The sequence below is a fragment of the Kitasatospora sp. NRRL B-11411 genome (assembly GCF_000721345.1).
Classification (GTDB): domain Bacteria; phylum Actinomycetota; class Actinomycetes; order Streptomycetales; family Streptomycetaceae; genus Kitasatospora; species Kitasatospora cineracea.
The window spans coordinates 1-18,888 of sequence record NZ_JOGH01000073.1; the positions used below are offsets into that span (position 1 = coordinate 1).

General features: G+C 75.6%; 17 protein-coding genes and 1 pseudogene. 10 read left to right on the top strand and 8 right to left on the bottom strand.

The features are described 5' to 3' along the window. The coding region (locus tag IH44_RS0126490; protein ID WP_030462242.1) for an aldehyde dehydrogenase family protein at window positions 1-1,057 on the bottom strand (1,057 nt) is incomplete at its 3' end. Between the two features lie 174 nt (window positions 1,058-1,231). Here IH44_RS0126490 and IH44_RS0126495 point away from each other — a divergent pair. Further along, a complete protein-coding gene (locus IH44_RS0126495) occupies window positions 1,232-2,029 on the top strand; it encodes an IclR family transcriptional regulator (RefSeq protein WP_051817343.1) in 798 nt (265 codons plus the stop codon). Window positions 2,030-2,308: 279 nt separating this feature from the next. Continuing rightward, on the top strand, window positions 2,309-3,628 hold the full coding sequence (locus IH44_RS0126500) for a polysaccharide lyase family 1 protein (protein WP_030462244.1): 1,320 nt from the start codon (window positions 2,309-2,311) through the stop codon (window positions 3,626-3,628). Window positions 3,629-3,835: 207 nt separating this feature from the next. Here the strand turns inward: IH44_RS0126500 and IH44_RS0126505 are convergent, their stop codons facing one another. Next, on the bottom strand, window positions 3,836-4,975 hold the full coding sequence (locus IH44_RS0126505; RefSeq protein ID WP_030462245.1) for a hypothetical protein: 1,140 nt from the start codon (window positions 4,973-4,975) through the stop codon (window positions 3,836-3,838). Window positions 4,976-5,137: 162 nt separating this feature from the next. Further along, on the bottom strand, window positions 5,138-6,067 hold the full coding sequence (locus IH44_RS0126510; RefSeq protein WP_030462246.1) for a 5-dehydro-4-deoxyglucarate dehydratase: 930 nt from the start codon (window positions 6,065-6,067) through the stop codon (window positions 5,138-5,140). 234 nt (window positions 6,068-6,301) lie between these two features. Here IH44_RS0126510 and IH44_RS0126515 point away from each other — a divergent pair, with 234 nt between their 5' ends. From IH44_RS0126515 to IH44_RS0126535, 5 genes are read left to right on the top strand one after another with little or no spacing between them, the layout of a single operon-like run. Then, entirely contained in the window at window positions 6,302-7,240 is a 939-nt protein-coding gene (locus tag IH44_RS0126515) for a carbohydrate ABC transporter permease (protein ID WP_051817344.1), read from the top strand. Continuing rightward, complete coding sequence (locus IH44_RS0126520) at window positions 7,237-8,121, top strand: carbohydrate ABC transporter permease (RefSeq protein WP_030462248.1); 885 nt, start codon at window positions 7,237-7,239, stop codon at window positions 8,119-8,121. Before IH44_RS0126515 ends, IH44_RS0126520 begins: the two co-directional genes overlap by 4 nt. 52 nt (window positions 8,122-8,173) lie before the next feature. Continuing rightward, window positions 8,174-9,469, top strand: a complete 1,296-nt coding sequence (locus tag IH44_RS0126525) for a sugar ABC transporter substrate-binding protein (protein ID WP_030462249.1) — start codon at window positions 8,174-8,176, stop codon at window positions 9,467-9,469. Window positions 9,470-9,474: 5 nt separating this feature from the next. Beyond that, window positions 9,475-10,632 carry an enolase C-terminal domain-like protein gene (locus tag IH44_RS0126530; RefSeq protein ID WP_030462250.1) on the top strand — a complete coding sequence of 386 codons (1,158 nt, stop codon included), beginning with the start codon at window positions 9,475-9,477 and terminating at the stop codon, window positions 10,630-10,632. Beyond that, window positions 10,629-11,405: an NAD(P)-dependent oxidoreductase gene (locus tag IH44_RS0126535; RefSeq protein ID WP_030462251.1), complete on the top strand. Its 777-nt coding sequence runs from the start codon at window positions 10,629-10,631 to the stop codon at window positions 11,403-11,405. The genes IH44_RS0126530 and IH44_RS0126535 overlap by 4 nt, the downstream gene beginning before the upstream one ends. Before the next feature lie 26 nt (window positions 11,406-11,431). Here the strand turns inward: IH44_RS0126535 and IH44_RS0126540 are convergent, their stop codons facing one another. The 3 genes and pseudogenes from IH44_RS0126540 to IH44_RS49190 form a co-directional block, all read right to left on the bottom strand. After that, window positions 11,432-11,938, bottom strand: coding sequence for a hypothetical protein (locus tag IH44_RS0126540; protein ID WP_030462252.1), 507 nt, complete (start codon window positions 11,936-11,938; stop codon window positions 11,432-11,434). Window positions 11,939-12,053: 115 nt separating this feature from the next. Next, window positions 12,054-12,395: pseudogene (locus tag IH44_RS0126545) on the bottom strand (VOC family protein); the annotation flags it as partial. Window positions 12,396-12,421: 26 nt separating this feature from the next. Further along, complete coding sequence (locus IH44_RS49190) at window positions 12,422-12,673, bottom strand: VOC family protein (RefSeq protein ID WP_081967133.1); 252 nt, start codon at window positions 12,671-12,673, stop codon at window positions 12,422-12,424. Between the two features lie 49 nt (window positions 12,674-12,722). On the opposite strand from IH44_RS49190, the gene IH44_RS0126550 reads away from it, so the two are divergent. Further along, window positions 12,723-13,784, top strand: coding sequence for an aldo/keto reductase (locus IH44_RS0126550; RefSeq protein ID WP_198545045.1), 1,062 nt, complete (start codon window positions 12,723-12,725; stop codon window positions 13,782-13,784). 172 nt (window positions 13,785-13,956) lie between these two features. On the opposite strand, the gene IH44_RS0126555 is transcribed toward IH44_RS0126550, so the two are convergent. Then, window positions 13,957-14,394: a hypothetical protein gene (locus tag IH44_RS0126555; RefSeq protein WP_030462255.1), complete on the bottom strand. Its 438-nt coding sequence runs from the start codon at window positions 14,392-14,394 to the stop codon at window positions 13,957-13,959. Window positions 14,395-14,982: 588 nt separating this feature from the next. Between IH44_RS0126555 and IH44_RS0126560 the strand changes: the two genes are divergently transcribed. Further along, window positions 14,983-16,449, top strand: a complete 1,467-nt coding sequence (locus IH44_RS0126560) for an alpha/beta hydrolase (RefSeq protein WP_051817345.1) — start codon at window positions 14,983-14,985, stop codon at window positions 16,447-16,449. Here IH44_RS0126560 and IH44_RS0126565 read toward each other — a convergent pair. Beyond that, the gene (locus IH44_RS0126565; protein WP_051817349.1) at window positions 16,401-17,660 is read right to left on the bottom strand and encodes an MFS transporter; all 1,260 of its coding nucleotides are present in this window, start codon (window positions 17,658-17,660) and stop codon (window positions 16,401-16,403) included. The genes IH44_RS0126560 and IH44_RS0126565 overlap by 49 nt on opposite strands. A gap of 99 nt (window positions 17,661-17,759) precedes the next feature. Here IH44_RS0126565 and IH44_RS0126570 point away from each other — a divergent pair, with 99 nt between their 5' ends. Beyond that, window positions 17,760-18,845: a DUF5937 family protein gene (locus IH44_RS0126570; RefSeq protein ID WP_030462258.1), complete on the top strand. Its 1,086-nt coding sequence runs from the start codon at window positions 17,760-17,762 to the stop codon at window positions 18,843-18,845. The last annotated feature ends 43 nt before the right edge of the window (window positions 18,846-18,888 follow it).

Below are 18,888 nucleotides of genomic sequence, written 5' to 3' on the forward strand. Positions count from 1 at the left end.
GAGCTGCGGGGGTGGGGGCGGGGCCGGGGGGCAGCAGGGTCTCGACGCCGGGGAGGGCGGCGCGGTGGGCGGCGCCGGTGAGGTAGGAGTCGCGGATGCGGGGGTCGAGCAGGGGTGCGGCGTCCGCGGCGACGGCGGCCTCGACGGCGGCGCGTTCGAGGGCGGGGTGGCCGGCGGGGACGAGGACGAGGCCGGGTTTGGTGCAGTACTGGCCCTGGCCGAGGGTGAAGGAGGCGGCGAGGCCGGCGCCGATCTGTTCGGCGCGGGTGGCGGCGGCGCGTTCGGTGACCAGGACGGGGTTGAGGCTGCCGAGTTCGCCGTGGAAGGGGATGGGGCGGGGGCGGGCGGCGGCGAGGTCGTGCAGGGCGCGGCCGCCGCGCAGCGAGCCGGTGAAGCCGACGGCGGCGGTGAGCGGGTGCTGGACGAGGCGGGTGCCGGCGGCGAGGCCGTGGACGGTGGTGAGGATCTCGGCGGGCAGGCCGACGCGTTCGGCGGCGCGGCGCAGCAGGCGGGCGCAGAGTTCGCCGGTCTCGGGGTGGCCGGGGTGGGCCTTGACGACGACGGGGCAGCCGGCGGCGAGGGCGCTGGCGGTGTCGCCGCCGGGGACGCTGAAGGCGAGCGGGAAGTTGCCGGCGGCGAAGACGGCGGCGACGCCGAGCGGGGTCTTGGTGCGGCGCAGGTCGGGGCGGCCGGTGGCGGGGTCGGCGCGGTCGATCCGGACGTCGAGGTAGCCGCCGTCGGCGGCGGTCTCCGCGAAGGTGCGCAACTGGTGGGTGGTTCGGGCGAGTTCGCCGGTGAGACGGGTCTCGCCGAGGGCGGTCTCGGCGTCGGCGGCGGCGAGGATCTCGGGGCGGGCGGCGTCGAGGAGGTCGGCGGCGGTGTGCAGCAGGGCGGCGCGGCGGGGGCGGTCGGCGAGGGCGTCGAGGGTGTGGTGGGCGGCGGTGACGGCCCGGTCGACGTCGGCGGGTCCGGCCTCGCGGGCGGGGTGGGCGCGGACGGCGCCGGTGCGCGGGTCGACGCTGGGGACGGGGGCGCCGGGGCGGGGTGCGGCGGTCATGGCGCGGGCCTCCTCGTGGGGTGGCGGGGTCGGGTAGCGTCCGGTGCGCGGCGGTGTGCGGCCCGTCGCGGGGGCCGGACGGTCCCTCAACCCTCAACTGTTCAGTATGCTGAACGGCAGTCAACTATTTGAACTTCGCGGGACGATACGCCGCGGGACAGAATGGGGTCAAGGATGCCCTCGCCGACCAACGCCGCCCGGGGCGGCACCAGCCAGGGCGGCGGCGCCCAGGTGAAGTCCGCCGTGCGGACGGTGGAGTTGCTGGAGTACTTCGCGGGCCGGCCCGGCATGCACAGCCTGGCGGAGGTGCAGGAGCAGACCGGCTACCCGAAGTCGAGCCTGTACATGCTGCTGCGCACGCTGGCCGAACTGGGCTGGGTGGAGACGGACGCGACCGGCACCCGGTACGGGATCGGGGTGCGGGCGCTGCTGGTCGGCAGTTCGTACATCGACGGGGACGCGGCGGTGGCCGCGGCCCGCCCGGCGCTGGACGTGCTGGCGGAGGACACCGGGGAGACCATCCACCTGGCGCGGCTGGACGGGGCGAACGTGGTGTACCTGGCGACCCGCCAGTCCCAGCACAGCCTGCGGCCGTTCACCCGGATCGGGCGGCGGCTGCCCGCGTACTCGACCTCGCACGGCAAGGCGCTGCTGGCCACGCTGGGCGACGAGGCGGTGCGGCGGCTGCTGCCGGAGCGGCTGGAGCCGCTGACCGAGCACACCCACACCGACCGCGAGGAGCTGATCCGGGAGCTGGCCGAGGTGCGCACCCGCGGCTACGCGGTGGACCGGGAGGAGAACACGCTGGGGCTGCGCTGCTTCGGCGTGGCGATCCCGTACCGCACCCCGGCCCGGGACGCGGTGTCGGTGTCGGTGCCGGTGGCACGGCTGACGCCGGGCCGCGAGCAACTGATCCGGGACGCGCTGTTCGACGCCCGGGACCGGCTGACCCTGGCCACCCGCCACCTGTGAGCCCCGCGCCCGCCCGCCGCTGACGCGGCGTCATGTACCTTTCGGCGCCCCGCACCCCGCGTGCGGGGCGCCGTCGCGTTCCGGCGCCGGACGCCTTGACAGGGCCGGGCGGGGCTCCCTAGGTTGCGGACACGGATGCGACCGCTGTTCACGCTTGTGAACGCACCCCGGACATCCGACCGTCCCGCGCGCCAAGCACCGCACTGCACCCCACCGCGCGCCACGCACCGCACCTCGCGCCCGCACCCCCACCCCGACCGCTCGACGAGGAGCCCCGTCATGCGCCTGCCCCGCACCGTCCGCACCGTCGGACCGCTGTTCGCCTCCGCCGCCCTGTGCGGCACCCTCGCCTGCGTCCCCTCCGCGCACGCCGCCGACCTCGGCCACGCCGTGCTGGCCGCGAAGGACGGCTGGGCCTCGGCCACCACCGGCACCACCGGCGGGTCCAAGGCCGACGCCGCGCACACCGTGACCGTCTCCACCCGGGCCCAGCTGGTGGCCGCGCTCGGCGGCAAGAACTCCAGCAACGGCTCGAACGCCACCGCCAAGATCATCTACGTCTCGGGCGTCATCGACCTCAACACCGACGACTCCGGCAAGCACCTGGACTGCTCGGCGTACGCGACCGGCGGCTACTCGCTGCCCGCCTACCTGGCCGCCTACGACCCGAAGGTCTGGGGCACCTCGAAGGTGCCCTCGGGCACCCAGGAGGACGCCCGCGCCGCCTCGCAGAAGAAGCAGGCCGACAAGGTGCAGATCAACGTCGGCGCCAACACCACCGTCGTCGGCGTCAACGGCGGCACGCTGCGCGGCGGCGGGCTGGTGGTGAAGAACGTCGACAACGTGATCGTCCGCAACCTGTCCTTCGAGAACGCCGCGGACTGCTTCCCGCAGTGGGACCCGACCGACGGCTCCACCGGCAACTGGAACTCCGAGTACGACGCGATGACGGTCTACGGCGCCACCCACGTCTGGGTCGACCACGACACCTTCTCCGACGGCGCCGTCCCGGACTCCAGCCTGCCCAGCTACTTCGGCCGGATCTACGAGGTCCACGACGGGCTGCTGGACGTGGTCAAGGGCGCGGACTACGTCACCTCGTCCTGGAACGTGTTCAAGAACCACGACAAGACCAACCTGATCGGCAACAGCGACAGCGCCTCCGCCACCGACGCGGGCCACCTGCGGGTGACCTTCCACCACAACCTGTGGCAGAACACCGTGCAGCGCGCGCCCCGGGTCCGCTTCGGGCAGGTCGACGCCTACAACAACTACTACGTGCCGTCCGCCGGGGACTACGAGTACAGCCTCGGGGTCGGCAAGTCCTCGCAGCTCGTCGCGCAGAACAACTACTTCGCGCTGCCCTCCGGCATCACCGCCGCCAAGGTGCTCTACAACTGGGGCGGCACCGCGCTGACCGCGGGCGGCAACTCCGTCAACGGCACCACCACCGACCTGATCGGCGCCTGGAACGCCGCCAACTCCGGCAAGCAGCTGGGCACGTCGGCGGGTTGGACGCCCACCCTGCGCACCGGCCTGGACGCGGCGAACACCGTCCCGGCGAAGGTCACCGCCGGCGCGGGCGCCGGCCACCTCTGAGCCCGGCGGCACCGACCGCCCGACCGACCGCCCGCGGGCCCCGGCGAGAAATCCCGCCGGGGCCCGCCCCCGTCCGTCCCCGCCGCCCACCTCCAGGAGGAGCCGTCGTGCCCACCCGCCGCACTGTCCTGCTCGGCGCCGCCGGAGCCCTGCCCTCCCCCGGCCGGCGCCTTCCGGCGGCCCGGCCGTGGGAGGGCTGAGGCGGTGTCAGCCGGAGTGCGGGCGCAGCAGCAGTCGCCGGACCGCGTCGAGGTCGGCGTCGGAGGCCAGGCCCGCGTGGTAGAGGCGCAGTTCGTCGGCGCCCTCGACGGGGTGCGGGGGGCCGCCGCCGAGCGCGGCGACCACCGGGCGGTTGGCGGCCAGCACGGTGCCGGGGCGGCGGTGCGGGGCGGCGAGCGGCAGCAGGTGGTGCGGCAGGACCAGGCCGTCGGCGCGGGTGAGCAGCCAGTCGGCCTCGACGCCGGGGTTGGGGCCGCTGCGGTGCGGGACGGGGTCGGCGTGCAGCAGGATCCGGAAGCCGGGGCCGGCGGCGGCCCGGACGGCGTCGACGGCGGCGGCCTGGAGGCGGCGGGCGGCGGCCAGCCGGTGGGTGCGGGCGGCGGCGGCGGGGCCGGTGCCCAGCAGGCGTTCGATCCGGGCCCACTCCTCGGGCAGGTCGGGTTCGGGGGCGCCGCGCCACAGCGGTTCCAGGGCGGTGCGCACCGCGGTGCGCAGGGCGTCGGCGTCGGGGCCGTAGCCGCGGCGGCAGGCGGGGCAGAAGCACAGCGACATCAGGAACTGCCCGGCCGGGCCGAGCGGGACACCGCCGATCTTGTCGTGGGCGTGCAGGTGGGCGAGGCCGTACCAGCCGCAGGACTCCAGTTCGGTGCCGGTGGCGCCGGGCCGGACGGCGGCCTCGGCGGCGAGGGCGGCGCAGTACTCGACCACCTCGTCCTGGGCGATGCACGGCGCCCAGGGGTAGGGCTCGCCGTACGCGTTGTGCACCGCGTGGTGCGGGTGCGCGGTGCCGAGGCGGGAGTTGTGGGCGAGCACCACCCAGGTGTGCACCTCCAGTCCGGCGGCGGTGAGGGCGGCGGCGGCCTCGCCGAACGGGTCGTCGCCGGGCAGCCAGTGCTGGGCGGCGGGGCGCAGGGCGCGGCCGCGCCAGTGGGCGGGGTCGGGCGGGTAGTAGACGGCGGAGTGCTCGGCGGTGACGATCCGCCGGGTGGGGTGGCGGGGGGTCAGGGCGCGGGTGGAGTGGTAGGCGGCGGCGAGGGTGACCCGGGGCAGGCCGAGTCCGGCCAGCCGGTCGGGGGCGGCGGGGTCGCCGGTGACGTCCCACGGGTAGAGGAAGGCGGAGGCGCGCACGGGGTCTCCTGGCGGTGGGTGCGGGGGCGCCCGGCCGGGGGCGGTCCGGCCGGGCGGCGGGTGGGCGGTCCGGTCGGGGCCCGCGCGGGCGGCCGGGTCCGGTTCGCGGGGCGGGCGGCCCGGCCGGGCGTGCGGGCCCGGCCGGCGGGGCGGGTCCGGGGGTCAGAGCAGGCTGCGGCCGCGGGCGATCAGTCCGGCGAGCGCGTCGACGTGCGCGGGGTCGGGTTCGGCGAGCGGGGCGCGGACGGTGCCGACGTCGAGTCCTTCGAGCCGGACGCCGGCCTTGACCAGCGAGACCGCGTAGCCGCGGCCCTGGTTGCGCAGTTCGACCAGGGGGCGGAAGAAGCCGTCGAGCAGGCGGTGGGCGAGGGCGTCGTCGCCGCCGGTGACGGCCTTGTGGAAGGCGAGGGCGAGGTCGGGGGCGAAGCAGAAGACGGCGGAGGAGTAGAGGGTGACGCCGAGTCCGCGGTAGGCGAGGCCGGTGAGTTCGGCGGTGGGCAGGCCGTTGAAGTAGCGGAAGTCGAGGCCGGGGTGGGTGGTGCGGACGGCGCTGATGACGCGCTGCATCAGGTCGAGGTCGCCGATGCCGTCCTTGAGTCCGATGACGTTGTCGAGGGCGGCGAGGGCGGCGACGGTGTCGGGTTCGAGGACGGCGTTGTCGCGGGCGTAGACGATGACGCCGAGGTCGGTGGCCCGGGCGAGTTCGGTGTAGTGCCGCAGCAGGCCCGGCTGGGAGGGCTTGACCAGGTAGGGCGGCAGGGCGAGGACGCCGTCGGCGCCGGCCTGTTCGGCGCGGCGCAGGAACTCCAGGGCGAGGGCGGTGCCGTGGCCGACGCCGGCCACCACGGGGACGGCTCCGGCGGTCTCCTCGACGGCGGCGGCGACCACGGCGCGGTACTCGTCGAGGTCGAGGGCGTGGTACTCGCCGGTGCCGCAGGCGGCGAACACGGCGCCGGCCCCGGCGTCGAGGCGGGCCCGGACGTGGGCGCGGAAGGCGGTCAGGTCGAGGCTGCCGTCGGGGGCGAAGGCGGTGACGGGGAAGAACAGCAGGCCGTCGAGGCGGCTGCGCAGTCGGTCGGGCGTGTCGGGCATGGGTTCCTCCTGTGGGGACGGCGGGACGGCTGGGCTGCGGGGCGGCGGAACGGCCGGGCTGCGGGACGACGGGGCAAGCCTGCGGGCGTCACAGCAGCGTTATACATCATTCTGATCGAAGTACACATCCATGAACGGCGAATCAGAATCCTTGCGCGCCAAGAGGGTTGACGACCCCTCACACCCTCCCTAGTGTGTCCACGCATGTGAACGGCGTCCACGAATGTAGAGGAGGTGAGCTCCCCTGTGACGCTCGCCGGTCCGTACGGAGCCCGCGTCCGCCGGGCGCTCACCCCGTACGCCCTGATCGCTCCGACCGTCCTGCTGCTGGTCGGCTTCCTGCTGGTGCCGCTCGGCAGCGTCGGCTACTACGCGCTGCAGCACCGGGTGGTGAACGAGCCGTACGACGACGCGTTCGTCGGGCTGGACAACTTCTCCCGGATGCTGGGCGACCAGCAGTTCTGGCACAGCCTGCTGTTCTCCGCGAAGTGGGTGGCCGCCGAGGTGGGGCTGCAGCTGCTGCTCGGCCTGGTGCTGGCCCTGATCGTGAACGAGACCTTCGTCGGCCGGGCGGCGGCCCGGGCGCTGGTGTTCTCGCCCTGGGCGGTGTCCGGGGTGCTGACCACCGGGATCTGGCTGCTGCTGTACAACCCGGCCACCGGGGTGTTCCACCAGCTGTCCGAGTTCGGGCTCGCCGACCCGGCGACCTCGGTGCTGGGCGACCCGGACGCCGTGTTCCCGGCCGTGGTGGTGGCCGAACTCTGGCGCGGCGTACCGTTCTTCGCCATCCTGATCCTCGCCGACCTGCAGTCCGTCCCGAAGGACCTGTACGAGGCGGCGTCGATCGACGGCGCGGGCCGGGTCCGCAGCTTCTGGCACGTGACGCTCCCCCACCTGCGGGACGCGATCGTGCTGGCCACCCTGCTGCGCGCGGTGTGGGAGTTCAACAACGTCGACCTGCTGTACACCCTGACCAACGGCGGCCCGGCCGGGGCGACCACCGGCCTGCCGCTGTACGTGGCCCAACTGGCCCGCAAGTCCTACGACTTCGGCTACGGGTCCGCGCTCACCACGGCGGCCTTCGTGCTGCTGCTGTTCTGCTCGGTGCTGTACCTGCGGCTCAGCCGCTTCGAGGGCCGGGGCCGGGGCCGGGGCGAGGGGGTGCGGCGATGAGCGCCGACGCCACCCGCCTGCCGGCCGCCCGCCGCGGGGCCGCCCGCTCCGTCCGGCCCGCCGCCGTCCGGGACCGCACCGGGCGCCTGCTGCGGCTGTTCCTGCCGCTGGGCCTGTACCTGCTCTTCACCCTGGTGCCGTTCTACTGGATGCTGCTGTTCGCGCTGCGCCCGGCCGGCTCCACCTCGCTGCTGCCCTGGCCGGTGACCTTCGAGCACTTCGACACGGTGTGGAACGGCATGGGCTTCCGCACCTACTTCACCAACAGCGTGCTGATCGCCGCGCTGACCCTGGTGTCGGTGACCTGCTTCGCCCTGATGGGCGGCTACGCGCTGGCCCGGTTCGCGTTCCGCGGGCGGCGGGCGTTCATGCTGGCGCTGCTGTGCACCCAGTTCGTGCCGGGCGCGATGATGCTGATCCCGCTGTTCAACGTCTTCCAGCTGCTGCACCTGATCGACACCCGGTGGAGCCTGGTGGTCGCCGAGACGGTGTTCCAGCTGCCGCTGGCGATGATCCTGATGAGCGGTTTCGTGAAGAACGTGCCGGTGGAGCTGGAGGAGTCGGCGATGGTGGACGGCTGCGGCCGGCTGCGCGCCTTCCTCGCCGTGGTGCTGCCGCTGCTGCGGCCGGGCATCGTCGCGGTGGGCTCGTTCGCCTTCATCGGCAGCTGGAACAACTTCCTGTTCGCGCTGATGTTCCTCAACGACCCGGAGCTGCAGACCGTCCCGGTGGGCCTGCAGACCACCATCGGCGAGAACACCGTGGACTTCGGCGCGCTGGCCGCGGGCGGCGTGGTCGCCGCGGTGCCGGTGGTGCTGGTGTTCGCCTTCGTGCAGAAGTACCTCGTCCAGGGCATGAGCGCCGGCGCCGTCAAGGGCTGAGCACCCCCGAAATCCCCTCCCCCGCCCCGTCACAGACAGGACACTCCCACCCATGGCCCGCTCCCTGCGCACCGCCGCCGCGGCCCTCGCCGCGCTCGGCCTGCTCACCGCCTGCGGTTCCGGCGGCTCCGCCGGCGACTCCGCGAAGAAGACCGTGATCACCTTCTGGGACAACAACGCCGGTCCGGCCCGCACCCCGCTGTACCAGCACCTGATCGACGAGTTCGAGAAGGCGCACCCGGACATCGAGGTCAAGTACGTCGGGGTGACCAGCTCCGAGGTCGCCGAGAAGTACAACACCGCGATCGCCGCCGGCTCCACGCCCGACGTCGGCGGCGTCACCACCGCCCTGCTGGCCTCGCTGACCGCGCAGAAGGCCCTCGTCCCGCTGGACCAGCGCCTGGCGGGCAGCCCGCTGAACGGGAAGCTGTCGGCGGCGATGCTGGAGACCTCGAAGGCGGCGGCCGGCGGCAAGGGCCTGTACCAGCTGCCGTCCTCCGGCAACCAGGACGTCATCTGGTACCGGGCGGACAGGTTCAAGGAGGCCGGGATCGACGTCCCGAAGACCTGGGACGAGCTGTTCGCAGCCGCCGCGAAGCTCACCGACAAGGCGAAGAACCAGTACGGCTTCACCATCCGCGGCGGCGCGGGCTCCGGCTTCCAGGTGCTGGCCGAGGCGTACGCCTACTCCGGGCTGACCGAGGTGTTCGACGCGAGCGGGAAGTCCACCGTCGACGACCCGAGGAACGTCGAGCTGATCGCGAAGATCGCCGCCCAGTACAAGAACACCACCCCGGAGGCCGACGTCTCCAACGCCTACCCGCAGATGCTGGCCCAGTTCCAGGCGGGCCAGGTGATGATGGTGCACCACAACCTGGGCTCCACCAAGGACGTGCGCAGCGCGCTCGGCGACAAGGCGGCCGGCATGCTGCTGCCCGCCGGGCCGGACGGCACCGCGACGCTGGCCAACCCGGTCGACGGCTTCGGGGTGTTCAAGAACTCCAAGCACCAGGACGCCGCCTGGACCTTCCTGGAGTACCTCGACTCGCACGAGGCCAACTCGTACTGGAACGAGAACGCCGGCCAGATCCCCGCCAACACCGAGGCGTACGCGGACGACTGGTACGTGAAGTCCGGCATCACCAAGCAGGCCGGGGACGCGCTGAACAGCGGGAAGCTGGTGCAGCCGCCGGTCTACCTGCCGCAGTACTCGAAGATCACCAAGACCGAGGCGGAGCCGGACTTCCAGAAGGTCCTGCTGGGCAAGATGTCCCCCGCGGACTTCGCCAAGTCGGTGGCCGACGCGCTCACCAAGGCGCAGGCCGACTACCGGGCGAAGAACGGCTGACGGCGGTGGCAGCCATCGCATCGGTCGAGGTGTCCTTCTTCACCACCCTCGCCCGCACCGCCGTCGACCCGCACGGCCACCGGCACCCGGCCGAGCCGCACGAGGTCCGCGAGGCCCTGCTGACCGTCACCGACGTCGACGGCGCCGCCGGGCGGGTGCTGGTGCAGCCGGACCACCTGCGCCCGCACGTGCTGGAGAAGTACGTCCGGCCCGCGCTGCTCGGGCAGGAGGCGCTGGAGCGCGAGCGGCTGTGGACGGCGCTGGCCCGCCGCCAGCGCGGCGCGGGCGGCGGCCTCACCGACCGGGCGCTGTGCTTCGTCGACCTCGCCCTGTGGGACCTCGCGGGGCAGCGGCTGGGCCAGCCGGTGTGGCGGCTGCTCGGCGGCGCCCGCCGGGAGGTGCCCGCGTACGCCTCCACCATGTGCGGCGACGAGCTGCCGGGCGGGCTGGCCACCCCCGCCGACTACGCCGACTTCGCGGTGCGGCTGGTCGAGCAGGGCTACCGGGCGATCAAGCTGCACACCTGGATGCCGCCGGTCGCGGGCGCCCCCAGTGTGGCCCTCGACATCGCGGCCTGCACGGCGGTGCGCGAGGCGGTCGGCCCGGACGTCGAGCTGATGCTGGACGCCAACCACTGGTACTCGCGCACCGAGGCGCTGCGGCTCGGCCGGGCGCTCCAGGAGCTCGGGTTCTACTGGCTGGAGGAGCCGATGGAGGAGGCGTCGGTGTCCTCCTACCGGTGGCTGGCCGAGCAGTTGGAGATCCCGGTGATCGGGCCGGAGACCTCCTGGGGCAAGAACTTCACCCGCGCCGAGTGGGCGGCCTCCGGCGCCTGCGACATCCTGCGCACCGGCACCACCGACGTCGGCGGCCTCACCCCGGCGGTGCGCACCCTGCACCTGGCCGAAGCCTTCAACCTGGACTGCGAGGTGCACGGCAACGGCTCCGGCAACCTCGCCCTGCTCGGCGCCACCACCAACGCCCGCTGGTACGAGCGCGGCCTGCTGCACCCGCTGGTCGACTTCGACCTGCTGCCGCCGCACCTGAACTCGGCGGTCGACCCGATCGACGGACGCGGCGTGGTGGTCTTCCCCGAACGCCCCGGCCTGGGCGACGATTTCGACCTCGACTACATCAAGTCCCACACCGTGGAGGTGTCGTGACACTCGTCCTGCTCACCGGCGCGGCCGGCGGCGTCGGCACCCTGCTGCGCGAGCTGCTGCCCCCGTACGGCTACCGGCTGCGGCTGGCCGACCTCAAACCCGTCGAGGGCGCGCCGGACGCGCTGGCCTTCGACCTGGCCGACGCCGACGCCGTCCGGGCGGCGGTGCGCGGCGTGGACGCGGTGGTCCACCTCGGCGGGATCTCGCTGGAGGACACCTTCGCCAACATCGCGCACAGCAACATCGAGGGCACCTACCGGCTGTACGAGGCGGTGCGGGCCGAGGGCGTGCGCCGGGTGGTCTTCGCCAGCTCGAACCACGCGGTGGGCTTCACCCCGCTGGACGGCGAGCTGCCGGTGCGCGCCGACATCCCGCCCCGGCCGGACACCTACTACGGCCTGTCCAAGGTGTTCGGCGAGTCGCTGGCCTCGCTGTACGCCGACAAGCACGGGATCGAGACGGTCTCGCTGCGGATCGGCTCCTGCTTCCCCGAGCCGCGCTCGCCCCGGATGCTCTCCACCTGGCTCAGCCCCGGCGACTGCGCCCGCCTGGTGCACGCCGCCCTCACCGCGCCCGGCGTCGGCCACACCGTGGTCAACGCGATCAGCGCCAACACCCGCGCCTGGTGGGACCTGGGCCCGGCCCGGGCGCTCGGCTACGACCCGCAGGACGACGCCGAGGCGTACGCCGAACGGATCCTGGCCGAACACGGCGAGCTGGACCCGGACGGCGTGGACGCCCGGCTGCTCGGCGGGTACTTCACCACCCTGTAGGCCCGGCCGCGGTTGCTCCGCCGCGCTCAGCCGCGCTCAGCCCAGCGGGGCCCGGGGCCGATCAGGAGCAGGCGCCGGGAGGGCAGGCGCAGGGCCCAGTCCGGGGTCTCGTCGAACGGGAGGTGCGGGGCCGGCGGGGCGGCGGGGCCGATCCGCAGCCGGTGGTCGCCGAACGCGATCAGGGTGCCCCAGCCGGGTTCGGTGACCTGGACGTCGGTGATCCGGCGGCCGATCAGCGCCCGCAGGTCCTCGGCCAGGCGGCCGGCCCCGGCGGCGGGGGTGGTGGCGCGGGCCGCGGTGGCGGGGCGGTCCAGGGTCCAGCCGCTGCGGGCGACGGTGAGCCAGCGGTGGGCGAGTTCGGCCGTGCCGTCGGGGCGGTGGTCCGGGAGGCCGATCAGCAGGGCGAACAGGCCCGCGCCGCCGCCGGGGACGTGCACCGAGGTCACCGTGCCGCCGTGCAGGACGGCCAGCTGCCGCCGCAGTTCGCCGAGGTCGGTGGAGGGGGCCGCCGGGCGGTCCGTATGGGTCGTCACCGCACCCAGTCTCGGGACCGGACCCGGGGCCCGTCCAGCCGTTATCGGCGTGCCGCGTCACCAGGTTGACGAGGTGGTCCGGGGGGTGTTGCGGCGGCGGCGCCGCAACGGCCCTCTAGACCACGTCGAACTCGTTGCCCTCCGGGTCCTGGAGGGCGGCGGCGAAGAACCCCGACCCGGGCTCGTCGGTGATCCGCAGCACGGTGGCGCCGGCGGCGACCAGCCGTTCCACCGCGGCCCGGACCCGCTGCGCCCGGACGTCCACCGGCACGTCGCGGCCGCCGCCGACCTTCAGGTCGAAGTGCCACCGGTTCTTGCCGGCCTTCGGCTCCGGCACCTGCTGGAACCAGATCCGCGGCCCGCGGCCCGCCGGGTCGACGATCGACTCCGGGACGTCCCCGGCGCCGGGCGGCAGCTCCGACTCGGGCACCCCCAGCGCCGCCCAGTGGGCCCGCCAGGCCCTGTCCGGTCGATCTTGTCGGATCAGCGCGCGGCGGTGGGCGCCCGGCTGGGAGTGCCGGCCCGACGCCCTCGTACTGGATGTACTCGGGTGTTGGGCCGGTGCTTCCAGGCGGGATGCCCGGCGTCGTGCGCCCGGCAAGATCGGCCGGACAGGGCCCAGGTGGGGTGCCCGTCCGGCGGGGGCTCGGGCAGGTAGCCCAGGGCCGCGGCCCAGAAGGCCACCATCCGCTGCGGGTCGGAACAGTCGATCGTCAACTGCAGTGCCGTGTCCATCCGCAGAGCATCCCGGACGGGTCCGACAACCGCTCGCTACGATGGCCCGGTGACCGGAGAAGACGAACCGAACGACGTCAGCGGCCCCCTCCCCTCCACCGCCCCGGACGGCCGCGCCCCGCGCCGGCTCGGGCCGTTCGAGGTCCCGGCCGTCGGCCTGGGCTGCATGAACCTCAGCCACGCCTACGGCACCCCGCCGTCCGCCGGCGACGCGGCGAAACTGCTGCTGTCCGCCCTCGACGCGGGCGTCACGCTGTTCGACACGGCCGCGCTGTACGGGTTCGGCGCCAACGAGGAGCTGGTCGGCCGGGTGCTGGGCCCGCACCGGGAGCAGATCGTGCTGGCCTCCAAGTGCGGCATGACGGGCGTGGACGGACGGCGCGTCATCGACGGCCGCCCCGAGACGATCCGGCGCACCGCGGAGCGGTCGCTGGCCCGGCTCGGCACCGACGTGATCGACCTGTACTACCTGCACCGGCTGGACCCGGCCATCCCGGTCGAGGAGAGCGTGGGCGCGCTGGCCGAGCTGGTCGCGGCGGGCAAGGTCCGCGCCATCGGCCTGTCCGAGGTGTCGGCGGCCACCCTGCGCCGGGCGCACGCGGTGCACCCGGTCGCCGCGCTGCAGAACGAGTACAGCCTGTGGACCCGCAACCCGGAGCGCGGCACCCTGGCGGCGACCCGCGAACTGGGCGTCGCGCTGGTCGCGTTCAGCCCGGTCGGGCGCGGCGTGCTGACCGACGCCCCGCCGCGGATGGCCGACCTGCCGCCCGCGGACATCCGGCACGCCATGCCGCGCTTCACCGCCGCGCACTACCCGGCGAACCTGGCGCTGCGCGCCGAACTGGCCGCCCTGGCCGCGCCCGCGGGCCTGACGGTGGCCCAGCTGGCGCTGGCCTGGGTGCTCTCGCGCGGCAGGCACGTGCTCGCCATCCCGGGCACCCGCTCGGTGCAGCACCTGCGCGAGGACGTCGCGGTGCTCGACCTGGACGTCCCCGCCGAGCTGCTGGCGGCGGCCGGCCGGGTGCTGTCCGACGAGACGGTGCACGGCTCGCGCTACGCGGCGGCGCACCTCCCGGAGATCGACACCGAGCGCTGCGGCGCGGCGGGCTGACGGCGCGTCACCTCGTCCGGCGGAGCGCCACGGCTCGACCCGCGGGTCGGCCCACTCCTCGACGGCGGCGAGCAGCGGGTCGAAGGTGGCGCCGTCGGCTCCGAGCGCCGGCCCGACCCGTGGTTCGAACCCTGGCATCACCTCGCCGCCCGCCGGCCGGGCCGCGGCCCGCTCACCCGTCGGCGGGCAGCACCGCCACCGAGGCCGAGGTGGTGCGCAGCCGCACCCGGTGGGCGGCGTCCGGCTGTTCGGGCAGGCCGATCCGGACGTCGGCGGAGGCCGCGTCCGAGTCGAACGCGTAGCCGCCGTCCGGTTGCGGGAGCCGCAGCGCCACCGAGGCGGAGGCGGATTCCACGGTGAGGTCGCCGGGCGGGGCGGCGAAGCCCAGGTCGGCGCTGCCGGAGCGGATCGACACCGTCGCGTGCTGCGGGCGCAGGCCGACGGCGGTGCAGCGGACCGAGGCCAGGGACAGCGCGAGGTCGCCGCGCAGGCCGGACAGCGTGATCTCTCCGGACTCCTGGCGGACCGTCAGCGCGGTGCCCTCGGGGACGGCGAGCCGCAGCAGCCCGCCGCACCGGTCGAACGGCCCGCCGTCCGCGGCGCACCGCACGGGCGCGGCGCCGTCGCTCCCGGCCGGACCGAGGCGGACCGAGGCGGACCGCTCCGGGGCTCCCCGCGCCCTCGGGCAGGTACTCGGCGGTGGCGGTGGTCTCCTGCGCGGCGGTGATCTCCACCCGGCCCGACACGCCGTCCAGCAGCAGCGCCCGCGGGCTGCCCGGCAGGACGTGCGGCCCGGCCCCGGTGCCCGTGCCGTCCCGGCCGGCGAGGGCGACCGCGCCGGCCCCGACCAGCACCAGGGCCACCGCCACCGCGCCCCACCGCCCGGCCCGGTGCCGGGGCGGCGGCGGAGCCGTCGGCGGCGGCGGGCCCACCGGCCGCGGCGGGACGGTCGGGTGCGGTGGGACGGTCGGGTGCGGTGGCTGCTGCTGCTCGCTCATGCCCGGCCGTGTGCCCGCCCGGGGCCGGCGCATGCCCCGACCCCGCGGGCACCCGGGGGTGCGCCCGTGGCAGGACGTCAGGGCGGCGCCGTACGCCGGAAGTTGGAGCCCGGTCCCGTTCCCGCGCCGTACGTTCCGCGGGTGCGGCGGAACGGAGACTGGAGGCGTTCCGCAGGTACGACCCCGCGTGGAGGACTGGCATGGCACGGCGCACCCGACGAAGGATCACCGCACTGGCCCTCGGGGCGGTGACGGCCCTGCCCGTGGCGCTCGCCCCCGCGGCGGCGTCCGCGGCCGAGGACCCGCTGCGGCGCTACGAGCGGCAGCAGTTGCACTGGGAGCGCTGCGACCCGCAGCAGCCCGCGGCCTTCGAGTGCACGACGGTCGTGGTGCCGCTGGACTACGCCCGCCCGGCGGGCCGGACGATCGACCTCGCCGTCTCGCGGGTCCGGGCGGGCAGCGCGCGGGAGCGGCACGGGGTGCTGCTGATGAACCCCGGCGGCCCGGGCGGGCCGGGGCTGGAGCTGCCGGTGCTGATGCAGCCCGCGCTGTCGCCGCAGGTGCGGGAGCGCTTCGACCTGATCGGCTTCGACCCGCGCGGGGTCGGACGGAGTTCGCCGGTCTCCTGCGGCCTGTCCGAGGACGAGCGGGGCTTCCAGCACCCCTACGCGGCACGGACGTTCGCGCAGGACACGGCCCGGGCGAAGTCGGTCGCCGACAAGTGCCGGGCCGCGGCGGGGGACGTGCTGCCGCACCTGACGACCCGCAACACGGCGCGGGACATGGACCTGGTGCGGGCGGCGCTGGGCGAGCGGCGGATCTCCTACTTCGGGCACTCGTACGGCACCTACCTGGGCGCCGTCTACACCCAGCTGTTCCCGCAGCGCGCGGACCGGTTCGTGCTGGACAGCGCGGTCGACCCGGCGCTGGCCTGGCGGGGGGTGCTGCGGCGGGGGGCGCAGGACGCCGAGGCCGCCTTCACCCGGTGGACCGAGTGGGCCGCGGACCGCGACGCCGCGTACGGGCTGGGCGCCACCCCGGCGCAGGTCCGCCGGGCCTTCTGGGAGCTGGTCGCCCGCGCCGACCGGACGCCCGTGCCGACCGGGGACGGGGCGGTGGACGGCGACGCGATCCGGGCGCAGTACGCCGGGTTCGTGCACGTCGAGGCCGCGAGCGCCTGGATCGCCGCGTTGCGGGCCGCGGCCGCGGGCGGTCCGGCCGCCCCGGCGGCGCCTGCGGCCGCGGCGCCCGACAACGCCGTCTCGGCCGCGTGGTCCGTCTTCTGCGGGGACGCGCCCGGCAGTTGGCCCCGCGACCCGGGGCAGTACCGCCGGGACGCGCTCCGCGATCGGGCCGCCGCCCCGCTGGCCGGCGACCTGGGGGCGAACATCGTGCCGTGCGCGTTCTGGCCGCGCACCGGCGGCGAGCCGCCCACCGCGGTGGACAACGGCGTCGGCGCGCTGATCGTGCAGAACCGGTGGGACCCGCAGACCACCCTGGCCATGGCCGACGGCATGCGGCGGGCCCTGCACGGCGCCCGGATGGTCACGGTCGCCGGGGGCGAGGGGCACGGCGTGGTGGTGAACGGGCCGTCCTGCGCGGACGACAGCGTCACCCGCTACCTGACCACGGGCCGCCTGCCCGCCCGCGACCTGACCTGCGGCTGAGCCGTCCGGACACCGGTGCGGTGGACGGCCGCGGCGGCGGCCAGGGTGGCGCCGGCCAGGGCGGGCCAGAGGGCGAGCGGGGCGAGGGCGGTGATGACGGCCGGGGAGAGCGCCAGGCCCAGGCCGGTGGAAAACTGCAGGCGCGACAGCGCGCGGCCGAGCCCGCCGGCCGGGGCGAGGGCGGTGACCAGGGGCGTGGCGCTGCCCGCGTAGAGGATCTCGCCGAGGGTGCACGGGATCGTCACCAGCGCCACCGCGAGCGGGCCGAGCGCCGCGGCCGGCAGGAAGGCCAGGTAGCTCGCGGCCAGCACCGCCCCGGACAGCGCCAGCACCCGTGCCCGCGGCCAGCGGGCCGCCGCCCACCCGGTGACCGGCACCTGGAGGGTGACCACCAGCACGGTGTTGGCGACGAATACCGCGGCGGGCCAGGCCGGGGAGGCGTGCAGGACCGTCACCAGCACCAGCGGCACCGCCACTTCGGGCACGTTCAGGCAGAACACGTACACCACGTTGGCCAGCAGCACCGTCCGCAGCCGCCGCGTCCCGCCGTCCGCCGCCGCCGCGCCGGGCGCGCGTCCGGCCCGCCCGGCGGTGACCTTGACCGAGCGGGCCAGCGCGGCGGCCGCCAGGAAACCCGCGCCACTGACCGCGGCCAGCGCCCGCAGGGCGGGGGCGCCGCCGGTCAGGCAGACGGTGGCGAGCAGCGCGCCGAGGCCGAGCCCGGCGTTGCGGACGGAGCGGGCGGCGGCGAGCGCGGTGTCCCGCAGGTGGGCCTCGGCGACGGTGGTGACCAGGGCGGCGTGCGCGGCGGGCCAGGCCTGGTTGCCGATGCCGAGGAACAGCGCGGCCAGCGTGAACAGGGCGACGCTCCCGGTCGGCGCGGCCAGCAGCACGGCCACGCCGACCACCCGCACCAGCATCGCGGCGGCGACGGCGGCGCTGCGGGCGCCCCGGTCCAGCCAGCGGCCGAGCGGCGGCATGCAGGCCAGGCCCGCGACGATCCCGCCGGTCATCGCCAGCCCGGTGGCGGCCGCGTCCAGGTGCAGCACCGCGATGCCGTAGAGCAGCAGGAACGGGCGCAGCAGGCCCGAGCCGAGGGCGTCGACGAGCAGGGCGGCGGCGTAGCGCGGGCCGCCGCCGGCCCGGACGAGGCGGCGGAGCGTCGGACGGGGCGGGCGCAGCGATGGGGCGGCGGGGGTGGTGGTGGTCATGGCGCCACGGTGCGGGCGGGGCGGCGGGGCGGTCACGTCGGTTGACGCTTTCCGTCAACCGACGCCGGGGCGCCGCCCGTGAGCAGCGAGAATACCGGGGTGACCCTGCGCATCGACCTCGCCGGGACGCCGCCGGAGCGGATCCGGTTCGGTGTCTCCCCGCTCGCCGAACTCACCGCGATGCTGCACGTGCTGGCCTCGCCGGAGCACCATCCGCAGCTGGCCGGGTGGGCGGCGGGCGTGTGGGCGGGGCTGCGCCCGGAGCTGGCCGAGCGGCTGCGCGAGGCGGAGTTCCTGTGGCGTTCCTCCCGGGCGGACTTCCTGGTGCCGGCCCGGCCGCGGGCCACCCTGGCGGCCGAGCTGGACGAGGTGGACGCGCTCGACGACGACCGGTACGCGCGGGCGGCGCTGGTCACCACCTGCGGCTCCAACCGGTGGTCGTTCGCCGACCGCTCCCCGCTGCACGACCCGGCGGCCCGGGCGGCGGCGCTGGATCGGGCGCAGGCCCGCGGGCCGGTGCAGGAGGCGTTCGCGGAGCGCCTGTTGGCGGATCCGGCGGCGGTCCGGGCCCGGGTGCGGGAGACCCTGGAGCTGTGTGCGGCGGCGTTCTTCGACGCGGAGTGGCCGGCGTTGGCGGCCCGGCTGGGCCGGGACGTGCGGGACAAGGCCGAGCTGAGGCGCCGTCAGGGGCTGGCCGCGGCCCTGGCCGAGGTGTCGGCGGCGGTCGCCGTCAGCCCGGGCGGCGGCTCGCTGGTCCTGGACAAGCTGCAGGACTCCACCGCGCAGGCGGGCCCGGCCGGGGTGACCTTCCTGCCCAGCGTGTTCGGCCACCCGCACCTGGTCGCGGTGTACGCCCCCGGCTGGCAGCCGGTGGTGCAGTACCCGGCGGCGGACGGGCGGCGTCCGGCGGCCGTCCCGCTGGAGACCGTCAGCCTGCGGCTGGAGGCGCTGGCCCATCCGGTGCGGCTGCGCCTGGTCCGCACCCTGGCGCGCGGCCCGCACACCACCGGCGAGCTGGCCCGGGCCTGGGAGCTCACCCCGCCGGAGGTCTCCCGCCACCTCGCCGTGCTGCGCCGGGCCGGCCTGCTGACCGCCCACCGCCGGGGGCGGCACGTGCACCACGTCCTGGACCTGGCGGCGACCGGCACGCTCGGCACCGACCTGCTGGCCGCCGTCCTGCGCTGAAGCGCACGCATCCAGGGGCTCGGGGAACGGCGAGGCCGTGGCT